The organism is Streptomyces sp. NBC_01255, assembly GCF_036226445.1.
In the GTDB taxonomy this organism is placed as follows: Bacteria; Actinomycetota; Actinomycetes; order Streptomycetales; family Streptomycetaceae; genus Streptomyces.
In genome coordinates this window covers 8,329,590-8,344,286 of record NZ_CP108474.1, presented here as the reverse complement: position 1 = coordinate 8,344,286, position 14,697 = coordinate 8,329,590, and the positions used below count along the sequence as shown (strand labels likewise).

Sequence of the window (14,697 nt, the reverse complement as noted above, 5' to 3'; positions counted from 1 at the left end):
GCTTCGATGCTATCGGCCGGCGGTCGGAAGCCGGGCGGCTACAGGCCGGGGACGGCGGTGCGGACGCCCGCGGCCGGGTTCTCCAGACTGTGGGTGAAGGAGAAGCCCTTGTTGCCGAACGCCGTGAACTCCAGCCGGATCGGGATCGGGTTGGCCCCTTCGTAGATCGGCTTGATGTGGTACTGCACGACTTCCTTGTTCTTCGTCACCTGGTCGAAGATGACCTGCTCCACCTGGTCGCGCTGGTCGGGCGAGTTGGTCGGGGTCTGGGTCTGCGTGACGAGGTTGTGCCAGGCGAGTCGTCCCTTGCCCGCACCGCCGAGCCGGTCGGCGAGGAGATGGCCGCGGGCCTCGTTGAAGGCGGTGCCGTCGCCGCGCCAGCCCGGCGGTTTGAGCTTGCCGGCCTCCGTGCCCTTCTTCGCGTCGATGATGTCGGGCCGCAGGCAGGCGTAGACGCCGGTGGGCCTGCCCAGGTGGTCGAGGCGTCCGTACCGGATCGAGCCGTCCCAGTCGTAGGCGTCCATCTGGCACCGCTTGGGCGCCAGGCCCAGCGGGTCGGTCCACACCCACGGATTGACCACGTAGGTCGAGGGGTTGGGCGCCGGGGCGAGGCCGAGCGGGTCGGGGCTCGTGAAGCGCGCGGTGTCGGGGTCGTAGTGCCGGAAGTAGCTTGAGTGGAGCCCGGTCTCGGGGTCGGCGTACTGCCCGGGGAAGCGCAGCGGGGTGTAGGCGGTGGCCGCGGTGTTCCACCCGGTGGCGCCCCAGGTGGTGGACCGGCTGCGCCAGGCCGTGTCCCCTTCGAGGGAGACCAGTTCGGTGGGGGTGCCGACCAGGTCGGTGACGACGGCGAAGAAGCGCGCGTCGACCTCGTCGTCGTCGAGCGGCCTGCGTTCGTACTGGACCAGCGGCCGGTGCCCCTCGTACTCCCAGGTGAGGATGGTGCCGGCGGTCTCGTCGTACTGCTCGACGAGGAGCGGGCCGTCCCAGGTGAAGCGGATCGTCTCGACGACGGTGGTGCCGTCGGCGGCCATCCGGTGTTTGGCGCTGCGGCGGCCCAGCGGGTCGTAGGTGTAGGTCCACAGGGTGTCGTCGGGCGTGGTGCAGGCGACGAGGCGGTCCTCGGCGTCGTAGGCGTACCGCCACACGTCGGGCTTGCGGGAGAGGCGGGTGCGGCGGCGCAGGACGACCCGGCCGGCGGCGTCGTGCTCGTAGTGGACGCCGCCCGCTGAGACGAGGTGCGCGCCCTCGTACCGGCGCGGGCCGCGCGCCTCGGTGTGTCCCGCCGCCTCGGGCCATTCGGCCGAGGTCTGGTTGCCGGCGGCGTCGTACGCGTACCGCTCCACCCAGTCGGGTGCCTCGACGGACAGCGGCCGGCCCACGGCGTCGAGGGTGATGCGCTTGTCCCGCCGTGTCCGGCTCCCGGTGGTCTCGCCCAGGGTGACGGGGTAGCCGTCGGCGCGGTAGGTGTAGTCGCGGGCCCGCACCGGCTCCGGTGAACCGGACGCGGACAGGGTCTGGCCGACGGGCCGGCCGATCCGGTCCCAGTCGGTGGTGAGCGTGGTGGCCGTCCCCTGGCCTCCCCAGCTGCGGGTGAGTTCGCGGCCGAGGGGGTCGTGGGTGAAGGTGAGCGCGTGCCCCCCGGTGATCAGGGCGACCCGGTCTCCCGCCGCGTCGTACAGGAGTTGGCTGATCGCGCCGGTCGGGGTGATGCGCGTGACGCGGCGTCCCGTGGTGTCGTAGGCGTGGCGGAGCGTGCGTCCGTCCACGGTCTCGGCGAGGGGACGGCCGAGCGCGTCCCGTTCGACGGTGAGCGTGGAGGTGGCGGTGCGGGCCTCGACGGGGGCGCCGGAGCGGTCGTACGCGTAGTGGGTCACGGCGCCGTCGGCGTCGCGTGCCACCAGGCGTTCCATGGCGTCCCAGGTGTAGGTGACGCTCCGGCCGAGGGGTGTGGTGCGGGTGGTCAGCCGGTTCGCGGCGTCGTAGCCGTAGGTGAGCTCCCGGCCGTCGAAGTCGGTCTCCGCCTCCAGCCGCCCGGCCGCGTCGTAGCGGTACTGCCAGTCCTGGCCGAGCGGGTTGGTCACCCCGAGCAGCCGCAGTTCGGTGTCGTAGCGCAGTTCGTGGCGGGCGCCGTCCGGCGCGAGGCGGGCGAGCGGCTTGTCGAAGGGGCCGTACTCGGTGGTCCAGGCGCCGCCGGCGGCGTCCGTGTACGCCAGGCAGTTGCCCTCCGGGTCCCAGGTCCAGGATTCCCGCGACCCGTCGGCGGCGGTCCGGTTGCTCAGCCGGTCGTCGTGGTCCCAGACGAACTCCTCGCGTCCGCCGGACGGGTCGGTGATCACGAGGGGCCGGCCCCGGTGGTCGCGCTCCACCGTGGCCACCCCGCCGTCGGATCCGGTGATCTCCAGCGGGAGTCCGGCACGGTCGGAGCGGATGCGGAGGGTGGCGCCCAAGGGGTCGCTGACGGAGGCGACGGCGCCGGTGGGTCCGTGGGTGAAGTGCGTGACCGCGCCGTCCGGGCCCTCGGTGGACGTGCAGTTGCCGAGGTCGTCGAAGGTCTGCCGCCAGGGCGTGCCGTCGGCGGCGATCACCTCCAGTGGCAGGTTGCGCTCGTCGTAGCGGGCCGTCGCCGTGTTCCCGTCGGGCAGCCGGACCTCGACGAGGTTCCCGTCCTCGTCCCAGGTGAGTTCGGTGGTGTGGCCGAGCGGGTCGGTGCGGCTCAGCGGACGGTCGTACGCGTCCCAGGTGAGGTGGGTGGTGTGGCCGAGAGGGTCGGTCTCGGCGACGACCTGGAGACGGTCGTTGAGGACCAGGGTGGTGGTGGCGCCCGTGGAGTCGGTGTACCGCGTGATGCGGTGGCCGGTGTCGGGGTGGACGTCGTAGGCGAACCGCGAGGAGAGGATGCCGTCGGGGCCCACGGTGCCGGAGACCCGGCCCTCGGCGTCGTACACGTACCGGAAGGTCGTGTCGTTGCGGTCGGTCCAGGACGTGATCCTGCTGTCGCCGTCGTACGTGAAGGTCATGGCCGGGCCGGTGGGGCCTTCGGGGCCGGTCAGCCGGGTGAGGTCGCCCGACGGGGAGTAGGTGTAGCCCACGAGCGCGGCCGGCTCTCCGGTTCCGCGGACGGCGAGGCCGGTGACGCGCGAGGCGTCGGCGGTTATCTGGAGGACGTAGCCGCCCGAGTGCGAGACGGCGGTCGGTGCGCCGTCGGAGCGGCGCGAGAACCCGATCCGGTTGCCGTTGCGGTCCTCGACGGCGGACAGCCAGTAGGCGGTGGAGCTGCGGTAGGGGCTGCCGGTGTAGACGCGGACCTGGCCGCTGTGCGGATCGTGGATCTCGTACGAGGTCTCGTCGCCGGCCACACCGCCGTGGAGGAGCGGCAGGCGGTCGCCCTCCAGGGGCATGACCCGGTCGTCGCCCGGGCGGGGCAGTCGGGGGAAGATCAGTACCGCGCCGTCCTCGCGTGTCCAGATGGCGCCGCCGCCCGACGCGTCGACCTCGATCCGCTCGTCCAGGGTGGAGGCCCAACTACGGCCGAACCACTGGCCGTAGCGGTACGTCGAGACGTGCGTGCGGCGCAGGACGAGCGGCAGGACGCCGGGCAGGGTGAGGTCCGTCTGGGGCAGCAGCATCTTGCCCGTGGCGACGTCGACGGGGTCGTTCTTGCAGACCGTCTTGTCGAGGGAGACACCGTGGGTACGGGGGTCGTCCTTGGCGTCCCTGACGGAGTTGGGCATCGTCCGGATGTCGTCACCGGGGTCCCTGCGCGGCGAGCCGTTCCCCTTGCCGTCGCCGTTGTTGTCGTGGTCGCCCTTGCGCTGGCGGGCGAAGCGGTCGCGGAGGTTGTCGTCGGTGTTCTTGTGGTCGACCGAGATCTGCTTCACGGCCTTGGGCAGCGTCTGGCCGACGTGGTCGCCCATGTTCTTCGCGGCCTTGGTGAGCGCTTCGAGGGCTTTGTCCGCGATCGGGTCGATCGCGTCGGCGATCGAGTCGCGGCCCCGCGTCCGGCCGTGCGCGGTCTTCGCCTTCGTGAGTTTGCCCGCGGTCTTGCCGTGGATGCCCGCGCTGACGGTGTTGAGCTGGGTGGAGGCGTGGTCGTGCTCCTGGTGCTCGATGTGCAGGTTCTTCAGCCCGCCACCCGGGCCCTTCCCGCCACCGGCGGAGGCCAGGCTCAAGGCCTCCTTGCCCGTCTGGACGCCCTCCTTGAAGCCGTCCTGCCCGGCGTCCTTGGTCTGGTCGAGGTCCACCCCGTCCTGCAGACCGATCGCCACCGCGCCCAACTGGACGACGAGATCGGCCGCCATGCCCTCAAGGGCCGCCACCGCGGGCTCGGTCATCGCGGCCACGACGTAACCGACGGCCTCCTCCACGCACTCCTTGATCAGCCGCTTGATGACCTCCTGCGTGGCCCGCATCGCCCCCGCGCCGATCAGCGCCGACAGACCACCCGTCACCGGGATCAGCGAGATCGCGATACCCGCCTCGGCCGCCAGATAGCCCAGCTGCACGATCGCCGCGAGCTTCATGCCCTCGATCGCGCCCGCCGCCGTGTCCAGAGCGCCCGCGACCGTCCGCGCCGCACCCGAGATGTCCTTCAGATGCTTGGTCTTGATCTTCGCCCAGTGCTCGTTCAGAGCATCGAGCGCCTCGCCCTCACCCGACGACAGCAACCGCTCGAAGTGGTTGTTCGCGAGCTGACCGTCGTCCTCCAGGTCCTCCGCGAACTCCCTGAGAGCGTCCGCCATCTCGCGATACGCGTCCTCGTCGACGTTCGGCCACGCCACCCCGATCAGATCGAGAAGTGTGTCCGCCCAGCCCGGAACCGTGACCGCCACGTTGTGTTCCCCCGTCCGTGGAGACGTTCCCCGGCCAGCCGCGTCGACTGGCCGGAACAGTCCTACCACGAACCCCTGTTGAGAGATCATCGGCGTGGGAGAACCTCCACGCACCCTCCCCGAACGACCGGCGGGAACGGCCGTGAAAGGCCCGCACCGCCGAACACCCGCAGGGCTAGGCTGGGCCCGGCAACGACAGCGACGAGGTCCGGGGGCGGCCGTGGCTCAGGGGGCACGATCGGGTCAGGTGATCGGCGGCCGTTACCGGCTGGTCTCCGAGCTCGGATCGACGCCCAGGGACCCCTGTCGGTGGAGGAGACCGCAGGTCTCGCGGCGAAGCTGCTCGGGGCGCTCGGGGCGGCGCACGACGCGGGAACAGTGCACCGCGACGTGAAGCCGGCCAACGTCATGCTCAGAGGGACCGGCGAGGCCCTCCTCGCCGACTTCGGGATCGCGGTCCATCACGCCGACACCACCCTGACGACGGCGGGTGCGGTCATCGGCTCCATGGAGTACATGGCGCCCGAGCGGGCGCGGGGCTGGCGGTGGTGGACGCGACTCGTGTCGACAGCCCTGCACCCACCCCCACACCGGCACCGGTACCTGCTCCCGCACCCGCACCGGAACCCGCCGAGTCGCCGCGCCGGCCGGGCCTGGCACGCAGGCCGGCCGTGACGGGCCTCGTGCTCCTGCTGTGTGTCACGGCGGCGGTCCCGGCGGCTTGGCTGTGCCCCTTCGGAAAGTCCGACGACCCCCGAGCCGCCTGCGACGAGGCCTTCCGGGCCATCGGCACGTTCCGGCGGACGAACCCCACGTACGCCGTGGACCTCTACAGAGACGATCCGGCCGCGACGGCTGCGGCGCGTCGGCTGGCGACGGACATCCGCGACGCGTCCGCCGAGACCACGAACCCCGGCGTGACCGCGGCTCTCGGCGACGACGCGGACACCTTCGAGGACAAGGTCGGCGACACCGTGCGGGACTCCGCGTACGTCACCGTCGTGACGGTGTGCAAGACCGTGGGCAGCGCTCCCGTGAGCCAGGCCATGCCCGCGGAGAAGTCCGGTCGCCGGCCCGTCCCCGGCAGGTTGGTGTGAATTCCGCCTAGAGCCCGAACTCCAGGATCGCGCCGAGGAATTCGGCCGGCCGGGACGCGTGGATCAGATGCCCGGCGTCGATCGTGACCAGGCGGGCGCCCGGAATGCGCTCGGTGAGCCAGGTCAGCTGGTCCTGGGGCACGTGGCTGGCCGGGCCTCCGGCGAGTACGAGGGTGGGGGCGGTGATCGCCGTGAGGCCCTCGCGCCAGGCGGGGTCGGGGGCGTTCAGCTGGGCGTCGGTGGTCGTGACGACCTCCCAGTCGAAGGCGAGCCGGCCGTCGGGACGTTCGGCCACCGGGCGCGCGGGGTCGAGCGGGAGGAAGGCGGGCGCCTCCTCCAGGACGAGGCGGCCGATCAGGCCGGGTTCCCGCTGGGCGAGGAGGCAGGCGGCCGCGCCGCCCATCGAGTGGGCGACGACGGTCGCCCCGGCGAGGCGGAGGGCACGCAGGAACCCGCCGAGTTCGTCGCGGAGGTCCTCGAAGCCGTAGCGGCCCGGGTGGTCACTCAGCCCGTGGCCGCGGAGGTCGAGCGCGTACACCCGGTGGTCGGCGGCGAGTTCCCCGGTGACGCCGTGCCAGCCGGTGCCGTTCTCGCCGCGGCCGTGGACCAGGACGACGGGCGGGGCGTCCTCGGGGCCGCGCACCCGGTAGGCGAGGCGGACGCCGTCCACGGTGACCGTGCGGACCTCCGGGTCGAGGAAGGCGGCGATCGGGCGGACGAAGGCGTCCGCGTCGTCCACCCAGGGGAAGTGTCCGGCGCCGGGCTGGACGACGAGTTCGGCGTCGGGGAAGCAGGCCGCGATCTCGGCCGCCCTCGCCGGGGTGGGGCCGGCGTCGTACTCCCCCGCCAGGATCAGCACCGGCGCCGTGAGCGCGGTGAGCGCGCGCCGGGTGGCCTCCGGGTCGTAGGCGCCTTCGCCGTGGTAGGCGGAGGCGGCCTCCCAGCGGATCTCCTGTTCCGCCTTCGCCGCGTGCTCCTGGGCGGCCTCGTCCCAGCGGCCGTAGCCGAAGGGCGCCACGATCTCCAGGACGCGCGGCAGGGGGGTGTCGGGGCCGATCGTCGCGAGCCCGGCCCGGGCCTCCTCGTACCACGGCCGGTCGGCGAAGACCTCGACGGCCTCGTCCCACTCCTCGTCGGTGGTGCCGAGTCCGAGCGCCCATCCGATGGAGGTGACGAGCACGAGGGAGCGGATGCGCTCGGGGTGGGCGGCGGCGTACAGGGTGGCCAGGTTTCCGGCGGCGGAGTGGCCGAGGAGGTCGATCCGCTCCAGGCCGAGGTGGGCGCGGAGGGCTTCGACGTCGCCGACCTGGCGGTCGCAGCGGTACGTGCCGGGGTCGGCGGGCTCGGCGCTCGCGCCGGTGCCGCGGGAGTCGAGCACGATCAGGGTGCGGTGGGCGGCGAGTCCGCCGAGGTCTCCGAGGTAGGCGGCGTCGCGCATGGGACCGCCCGGCAGGCAGATCAGCGGCTCCCCCTCCCCCTGCGCGCGGTAGGCGAGTTCGGTGCCGTCGTACGTCGTGAAGGTGGGCATGCCGCCGATCATCACGGCCCGTTGTTGATCTTCGCAACGGATTTCGCCGAGGGCTGCATGATCGACAAGACGCCCCCTGGGGGCGCGATACGGTGGGCGGACGTCCCCCGACATGTGAAGGAACCGTTCCACCGTGCCCGAGATCCGGGAATCCGCGCTCCGCGGCGACTGCGCCAACTGCTTCGGGCTGTGCTGCGTGGCGCTGCCCTTCGCGAAGTCGGCCGACTTCGCCGTGAACAAGTCGTCCGGTGAGCCCTGCCGCAACCTCCAGGAGGACTTCCGCTGCGGCATCCACACCCGGCTGCGGCCCAGCGGTTTCCAGGGCTGCACGGTGTACGACTGCTTCGGCGCGGGCCAGCGGGTCTCCCAGGTGACCTTCGGCGGCGTGTCCTGGCGCGAGGCGCCGGAGACCGCGCGCCGGATGTACGAGGTGTTCCCGGTCGTACGCCAGCTCCACGAGCTGCTGCGCTACCTCACCGAGGCCCTGGCCCTGGCCGCCGCCCGGCCGCTCCACGCGGAGCTGCGCGGGGCGCTCGCCCGGGTCGAGGAGCTGGCCGGGGGAACGCCCGACGCGCTGGAGAAGCTCGACGTGGCACCCGTGCGGGCAGAGGTGAACCCGCTGCTCCTGCGGACGAGCGAGCTCGTCCGTGCGACGGCCGGCGGGAAGCCGAAGAGCCGTCGGGGGGCCGACCTGATCGGCAAGCGGCTGCGTGGCGCGAAACTGCGGGGCGCGGATCTGCGCGGGGCGCTCCTCATCGCCGCCGACCTGACCGGGGCCGATCTGACGCTCGCCGATCTCATCGGCGTGGACCTGCGGGACGCCGATCTGTCGGGGGCGGATCTGACCGGCGCGCTCTTTCTCACGCAGCCGCAGCTGAACGCGGCGCGCGGGAACGCGGCGACCCGTCTCCCGGCGGGCTTCGAGCGCCCCGCGCACTGGACGCCCTGATCCGCCGGACACTCCCTAGGGGGCAGCGGCCCCGATCGGACCGTCCGTGCGGGCGGGCCCCGTACGGTGCTGGCTGGGGCGGGTTCCGTAGACGCGTTTGAAGGCCACGCTCAGCCCGAAGGCGCTCCGGTAGCCGACCTGGCGGGCGATCGCGTCCACGGTGGCGTCGGTGCGCGCCAGCAGGTCGGCGGCGAGGGCGAGACGCCAGCCCGTCAGGTACGCCATGGGAGGTTCGCCCACGAGGTCGCTGAAGCGACGGGCGAGGGTGGCGCGCGACACGCCCGTCTCCTCGGCGAGGGCGGCGACGGTCCACGGACGCGCGGGCCGGTCGTGGATCAGCCGTAGCGCCCTGCCCGCGACGGGGTCGCCGAGCGCCCGGTACCACGCGGGCGGGTCGGCCTCCGGGCGGGAGAACCACTCCCGCAGCGTGGCCAGCAGCAACAGGTCCAGGAGTCGGTCGAGCACGGCCTGTTGTCCCGCGTCGTCGCGGTCGATCTCCCGGTCGGTGAGGTCCAGGATCGGGCCGAGCGTGCCGTCGTGGCGGACCACGAGCACCCGGGGCAGCCCCCTCAGCAGCCGTTCGGAGACGCGGCCGTCGACCTGGTAACTGCCCGTGAGCAGCACGGTCGAGCCGCCGCTGCCGTTCCCGCAGGTGCGGAGGCCGAGGATGACGTCGTCGCCGACGGACTCGCCGTCGCCCGTCGTGCAGCCGTCGGGGTGGACGACGTAGAAGGGCTGTGTGTCCGCACGGTCGTCGTCGGCGACCGTGAAGGGCTCCGTCCCGGACACGACGGCCACGTCGCCGCGGCCGAGGGCGACGGGTGCGGCGTCGCCGGGGACGACCCAGCCGGTGCCACGCAGCATCGTGACGACGGCGAGCGGTGTCCCGGCGGTGAAGCGGACCGCCCAGGGGGGTGCCACGATGTTCCGGCTGAACAGGGCGCCGTCGGACCGCACTTCGTGCAGGAGGCTCGCCAGGGGATCCACGCGGCGATCTTAGACGCTGAGACATCGAGGTGAGCGTGGAGGCCATTCCGTGACTCAGCGGCGCTCCGGTTGACTGATCACATGATGATCAAGGAACGACCGATTCTGGTCCTCGGAGGTACGGGCAAGGCGGGACGCCGTGTGGTGTCCCGTCTTCGGTCACGCGGTCACGAGGTGCGGGTGGCCTCCCGGCAGGGCGACGGGCCCGCCCGCTTCGACTGGACCGACGAGAACACCTGGGAGCCGGTGCTCGAAGGCGTCGGCGCGGCCTATCTGATCGACTCGCAGCGCGACGACGCCGCGACGTCGATGCGGGCCTTCGGCAAGCTCGCGGCGGCGGGCGGTGTCGAGCGGCTCGTGCTGTTGTCCCACCGCGACTGGCTGGCGTCCGCAGGCGAGGAGAAGCTTCCCTGCGAGCGTGCGGTGCGGGAGTCCGGCGCGGAGTGGACGATCCTCAAGCCGGCGTGGTTCATGCAGAACTTCAGCGAGGAGGGGTTCTTCCGGGGACAGCTCCTCGAAGGCGAGGTCGTGCTGCCGACCGGGGACGGCGTCGAGCCGTTCGTCGATCTCGACGACGTCGCCGATGTCGCCGTGGCGGCCCTGACCGAGGCCGGTCACGCGGGGGAGGCGTACGAGCTGTCCGGGCCGCGGCTGCTGAGCCTGGGCGCGCTGAGTCGGGAGATCGGCGGGGCGACCGGCCGGGACATCGCCTACCGGCCCGTCTCGCCGGCCGACTTCACGCGCTACGCCACGGGGAGAGGCTTGCCCGAGGAGGTCGCCGAGATGCTGAGCCTCCTCCTCGGCTGGATCGGCGAGGGCCATTTCGCCCACCTCTCCGACGGAGTCCGGCGGGCGCTGGGCCGCGAGCCTCGCGACTTCGCCGATTTCGTCGCGAGGACCGCCGTGACCGGTGTCTGGCACGGCTGACCGGCGGCTGGCACGGCTGACGGGCCCTGGCACGGTTGACGGGGCCCCCGGCACGGCCGACCGGAGCCGCGCGCGGCCTCAGGTGCCGTACGTGTACGGGGTCGTCGTGGAGAGCGTCAGGAAGCCCAGGCGCCGGAGGATGGGTCGGCTCGTGTCCGCCGCGTCGACCTGGACGTAGCGGTGGCCGCGGGCCGCGGCGATGCGGACCCGGTGCGCGACGAGCGCGCGGTAGAGGCCGCGGCCGCGCCAGGCCTCGACGGTGCCGCCGCCCCAGAGTCCGGCGAAGTCGGTGCCCGGGCAGAGTTCGAGGCGGGCCGCGCTGACGGGTTCGCCGGCCGCGACGGCGACGACGGCGGTGACCGTGTCCGGGTCGGCGGCGAGCCGGTCGAGGAGCTGACGGCCGATGTGGGAGCTGTCGGTGCCGAAGGCGCGTTCGTGGACCTCGACGACCTGGCGCACCCCGGCCTCGTCGGTGACCGCGTGGAGCTCGACCCCCTTGGGGAGCGGCACGTCCTGGGGCAGGGCGGCGGCCTCGGCGGCCATGAGGGTCTCGGGGTCCTCGGCGGTGAATCCGGCGGCGAGGAGGCGGTCCGCGAGGTCGGCGGGGCCGTCGTGCCCGTACAGCTTCCACTCGAAGGGGAGTCCGGCGGTGCGGTAGTGGGCGATCTGTCCGGCGATGGCGGCGTCGGCCCCGGCGGCGTCGAGACCGGACCAGAGGACGCCGTTCCAGGCGTGTGCCGGCCCGGTCTGCCGGACGACGGGTCCGACGCGCTCGACGCGGCAGCCGGGTCCGTCGGGGCGCGCCTCGCGGCGCAGCTGACGGTCGTAGAGGTCACGGATGTGCTGGGGTTCCATGCGGGTCACTCCAGCACCGGGCCCGGGCGCCCGGCAACAGGTTTTGCCTGGCCGGAGCGCCGGGCGGTGATGCTCCGCCGGTGGGGTCACGAGGTGGGGATGCCCGGCTGCCCCGCGTCGTGCCGGAGCGGGGTGATCTGTTCGATGTCGTAGCGGCGGCGGAGCCGTTCGACGGCGGTGTGGTCGACCTCGCCGCCCGAGCCGAGGATGTCCATGAGCTCCTCGAAGTACCGCTCGTGGTCGGGCGGGGGCGAGGCCTGGAACAGCATCCGCACGGGTTCCCCGGTGGGGTTGGCGAAGGCGTGCGGGCAGCCCGGCGGCACCAGGATCAGCGTGCCGCGCGTGGCCCGTACCGCGCGCTGTCCCGTGCCGGACTCCCACTCCCGCCAGCTGTCCGGGGTACGGACGAGCGGCTCGAACGCGAGGACGTCGAGCTCGCCCTCCAGGACGTAGAAGAGCTCCTCGCTGTGCCCGTGGGCGTGGGCGCCGACGTCGAAGCCGGGCGGCACGACGACCTCGAAGGTGGAGGCGGTACGGGAGTGCTCGCCGGTCACCTTGAAGGTGCTGGGCGGCGGTGGTGAGGGTCTTGCCGTGGCCGGGCGGCACGACGAGGCCGCCGCCCCGGTCCGATGGCTGTGGCTGGCGGTCACGGGATGCCGGGTCCTCTCACCAGGTGACAGGCAGGGTCTCGGGGCCCCGGATCAGGGCGCCGCGCTGCCAGCGGAGCTGTTCCTCGGGGACGGCGAGGCGCAGGTCCGGGAAGCGGGTCCACAGGGAGTCGAGGAGGATCTCCGACTCGATGCGGGCCAGGGCGGAGCCCGGGCAGTAGTGCGGGCCGTGGCCGAAGGCGACGTGCGGGTTGTAGCCGCGGTCGAAGTCGAGGCGCTCGGGCTCGGGGAAGACGTCCGGGTCGCGGTTGGCGGTCAGGTACGAGACGTAGACCGGCTCTCCTGCCGGGATGGTGACGCCACCGACGTCGACGTCCTCCAGGGCGATCCGGGAGAGGCCGACGGCGTTGCGGTGGGGGATGTAGCGGAGGAGCTCGTCGACGGCCTGCGGGAGGAGTTCGGGTTCGGCGCGCAGCCGGGCGAGGTGCTCCGGGTGGGTGAGCAGCGCGTACACCATGTTGGCGCTGTTGTTGCGGACGGCGTGGGCGCCGCCGATCTGGATGAGGACGGCGAGCCCGACGGCCTCGTGCTCGGTGAGGGCGTCCTCGTCGACGGCGTCGGCGAGGACGGCGGCGAGGGTCTCCTTGCCTGTGCCGTGGCTGCGGCCGACGAGTTCGGTGACGTACCGGCCCATCTCGGCCTTGGCCTGCTCTCCGGCCTCCCGTCCGGCGCCTGCGGAGATGATCGTGTCGGACCAGCGGGCCATGAGCGGCTGGTCGCCCTCGGGGACGCCCATGAGTTCGCTGACCATGGCGAGCGGGAAGGGGCGGTTGACGAGTTCCATGAGGTCGGCGGGGGCGCCGTGTTCCTCGACCCGGTCGAGGAGCCGGTCCATGACCTCCTGGGCGTGACCGCGGAGCGCGGTCAGGGCGCGGGCGCTGAACGCGCGGGCGACGACGCGCCGCATCCGGGTGTGGTCTGGCGGGTCCGCGAAGCCGACGGCCCCTTCCATCGGGATGAAGTGCGGGGCGACGCGGGTGATGGAGCGACCCCAGACGGCCTGGCGGCTGAAGCGGGGGTCGACGGAGACGAACTTGACGTCCTCGTAGCGGGTGACGAGCCAGGCGTGGCCCTCGCCGTGCGGGAGCCGGACCCGGGTGACGGGGTCCTCGTGCAGCAGCTTGGCGAGCAGCGGGTCGAAGGCGAGGCCGGTGAGGTCGGGCACGGCCCAGAAGTGGACCTCGGGGGTGTCGGCGGTGTCGAGCGTGGACTGGGTGGACATGACGTTCACTTTTCCCCGCTTTGTCACCCGACCGTTTCGATTCACCCGAAAGCACCCCAAGGCGTGATCCCGGGGCGAATCACCCGACAGGTGGGAGTGATCACGTCCCACCCCTTGCCAACCCCCGGGCCCCAGTGGTTTTACTGGCCCGTACAAGGATCTACCGAATGATCGGTAGTCCGTTTTACGACAGCGTGGACGACGGTACGGGTGAAGGAGCGGCGCATGCCGGATCTGACGGGACTGCTCGACAGCGGCGAACGGCTCGGGCGCGAGGAGCTGGCGGCGCTCCAGCTGGAGCGACTGCGCGCGACCCTGCGGCACGCGTACGAGAACGTGCCCTTCTACCGCGACTCCTTCGACGCGGCCGGGCTGTCCCCCGACGACTGCCGTACGCTCGCGGACCTCGCCCGCTTCCCCTTCACCGCCAAGTCCGACCTGCGCGACCACTACCCCTTCGGCATGTTCGCCGTCGACCAGTCCCAGGTGCGGCGGATCCATGCGTCCAGCGGCACCACCGGGCGGCCGACCGTCGTCGGCTACACGGACCGGGACCTCGACACCTGGGCGGACGTGGTGGCCCGCTCCCTGCGCGCCGCCGGGGCGCGACCCGGGCACAAGGTCCATGTGGCGTACGGATACGGTCTGTTCACCGGCGGACTCGGCGCCCACTACGGCGCGGAGCGGCTCGGGTGCACGGTGATCCCCGCCTCGGGCGGCATGACGGCCCGGCAGGTGCAGCTCATCCAGGACTTCAAGCCCGAGATCATCATGGTGACCCCCTCGTACATGCTCACGCTGCTCGACGAGTTCGAGCGGCAGGGCGTGGATCCGCGCTCGACGTCCCTGAAGGTGGGGGTGTTCGGCGCCGAGCCGTGGACGGAGGCGATGCGGAAGGAGATCGAGGAGCGGTTCGCCATCGACGCGGTCGACATATACGGCCTGTCGGAGGTGATCGGCCCAGGCGTGGCGCAGGAGTGCGTGGAGACGAAGGACGGACTGCACATCTGGGAGGACCACTTCTACCCGGAGGTCGTGGATCCGTTCACGGGCGAGGTGCTGCCGGACGGGGAGGAGGGAGAGCTCGTCTTCACCTCGCTGACCAAGGAGGCCATGCCGGTGATCCGCTACCGGACGCGCGATCTGACCCGGCTGCTGCCGGGAACGGCGCGGGTGTTCCGGCGGATGGAGAAGGTCACCGGGCGCAGCGACGACATGATCATCCTGCGTGGGGTGAACCTCTTCCCCACCCAGATCGAGGAGATCGTCCTGCGGACGCCGTCCGTGGCCCCGCACTTCCAGCTGCGGCTCACCCGGGAGGGGCGGCTCGACGCCCTCACCGTACGGGCGGAGGCCCGGCCTGAGGCGACGGGCGAGGAGCGCGCGGAGGCGGCCCGGGCGATCGCGGCGGCGGTCAAGGACGGGGTCGGGGTCTCGGTCGGGGTCGAGGTGGTCGACCCCGAGACGCTGGAACGGTCGATGGGCAAGCTCCGGCGGATCGTGGACCTGCGGGAGCGGGAGGCCTGACGGCACGGGACCTGACGGGTGGGGGGGGTCCCGACAGGACTCCCCCACCCGTGGGGGGGTCCCGTCGGGACTCCCACCCCGTCAGGTGGGGGTCCGGCGTCAGGCACT

Annotated in this window: 10 protein-coding genes and 1 pseudogene; 5 read left to right on the top strand and 6 right to left on the bottom strand. The window is 72.5% G+C overall.

From position 1 onward, the window contains the following. Window positions 1–38 precede the first annotated feature (38 nt). The gene (locus tag OG357_RS37580; RefSeq protein ID WP_329625373.1) at window positions 39–4,829 is read right to left on the bottom strand and encodes a DUF6531 domain-containing protein; all 4,791 of its coding nucleotides are present in this window, start codon (window positions 4,827–4,829) and stop codon (window positions 39–41) included. Window positions 4,830–4,832: 3 nt separating this feature from the next. Here OG357_RS37580 and OG357_RS37575 point away from each other — a divergent pair, with 3 nt between their 5' ends. Together OG357_RS37575 and OG357_RS37570 are read left to right on the top strand one after the other, a co-directional pair. Then, entirely contained in the window at window positions 4,833–5,504 is a 672-nt protein-coding gene (locus tag OG357_RS37575) for a protein kinase domain-containing protein (RefSeq protein ID WP_329625372.1), read from the top strand. Further along, window positions 5,501–5,926 (top strand): hypothetical protein, encoded by a 426-nt coding sequence (locus OG357_RS37570; protein ID WP_329625371.1) that lies wholly within the window; start codon window positions 5,501–5,503, stop codon window positions 5,924–5,926. Before OG357_RS37575 ends, OG357_RS37570 begins: the two co-directional genes overlap by 4 nt. A 7-nt stretch (window positions 5,927–5,933) precedes the next feature. On the opposite strand, the gene OG357_RS37565 is transcribed toward OG357_RS37570, so the two are convergent. Further along, window positions 5,934–7,454, bottom strand: coding sequence for an alpha/beta fold hydrolase (locus OG357_RS37565; RefSeq protein ID WP_329625370.1), 1,521 nt, complete (start codon window positions 7,452–7,454; stop codon window positions 5,934–5,936). A gap of 133 nt (window positions 7,455–7,587) precedes the next feature. Between OG357_RS37565 and OG357_RS37560 the strand changes: the two genes are divergently transcribed. After that, window positions 7,588–8,403 (top strand): pentapeptide repeat-containing protein, encoded by an 816-nt coding sequence (locus OG357_RS37560; RefSeq protein WP_329625369.1) that lies wholly within the window; start codon window positions 7,588–7,590, stop codon window positions 8,401–8,403. Window positions 8,404–8,418: 15 nt separating this feature from the next. Here OG357_RS37560 and OG357_RS37555 read toward each other — a convergent pair whose 3' ends face one another. Continuing rightward, window positions 8,419–9,390: an AraC family transcriptional regulator gene (locus tag OG357_RS37555; RefSeq protein WP_329625368.1), complete on the bottom strand. Its 972-nt coding sequence runs from the start codon at window positions 9,388–9,390 to the stop codon at window positions 8,419–8,421. Window positions 9,391–9,471: 81 nt separating this feature from the next. Between OG357_RS37555 and OG357_RS37550 the strand changes: the two genes are divergently transcribed. Further along, the gene (locus tag OG357_RS37550; protein WP_329625367.1) at window positions 9,472–10,317 is read left to right on the top strand and encodes an NAD(P)H-binding protein; all 846 of its coding nucleotides are present in this window, start codon (window positions 9,472–9,474) and stop codon (window positions 10,315–10,317) included. A gap of 78 nt (window positions 10,318–10,395) precedes the next feature. On the opposite strand, the gene OG357_RS37545 is transcribed toward OG357_RS37550, so the two are convergent. From OG357_RS37545 to OG357_RS37535, 3 genes and pseudogenes are all read right to left on the bottom strand, one after another. Then, window positions 10,396–11,172, bottom strand: coding sequence for a GNAT family N-acetyltransferase (locus OG357_RS37545; protein ID WP_329625366.1), 777 nt, complete (start codon window positions 11,170–11,172; stop codon window positions 10,396–10,398). A gap of 86 nt (window positions 11,173–11,258) precedes the next feature. Next, window positions 11,259–11,778: pseudogene (locus OG357_RS37540) on the bottom strand (cupin domain-containing protein). A 60-nt stretch (window positions 11,779–11,838) separates the two neighbouring features. Further along, the gene (locus OG357_RS37535) at window positions 11,839–13,062 is read right to left on the bottom strand and encodes a cytochrome P450 (protein ID WP_329625365.1); all 1,224 of its coding nucleotides are present in this window, start codon (window positions 13,060–13,062) and stop codon (window positions 11,839–11,841) included. A 234-nt stretch (window positions 13,063–13,296) separates the two neighbouring features. On the opposite strand from OG357_RS37535, the gene paaK reads away from it, so the two are divergent. Further along, on the top strand, window positions 13,297–14,589 hold the full coding sequence (gene paaK / locus OG357_RS37530) for a phenylacetate--CoA ligase PaaK (protein WP_329625824.1): 1,293 nt from the start codon (window positions 13,297–13,299) through the stop codon (window positions 14,587–14,589). The last annotated feature ends 108 nt before the right edge of the window (window positions 14,590–14,697 follow it).

What these genes read in the sequence shown, in the direction of transcription:
- OG357_RS37545 (WP_329625366.1), bottom strand. Translation starts at nt 11,172, where the DNA reads ATGGAACCCCAGCACATCCGTGACCTCTACGACCGTCAGCTGCGCCGC.
- OG357_RS37550 (WP_329625367.1), top strand. Translation starts at nt 9,472, where the DNA reads ATGATGATCAAGGAACGACCGATTCTGGTCCTCGGAGGTACGGGCAAG.
- OG357_RS37535 (WP_329625365.1), bottom strand. Translation starts at nt 13,062, where the DNA reads ATGTCCACCCAGTCCACGCTCGACACCGCCGACACCCCCGAGGTCCAC.
- OG357_RS37565 (WP_329625370.1), bottom strand. Translation starts at nt 7,454, where the DNA reads ATGCCCACCTTCACGACGTACGACGGCACCGAACTCGCCTACCGCGCG.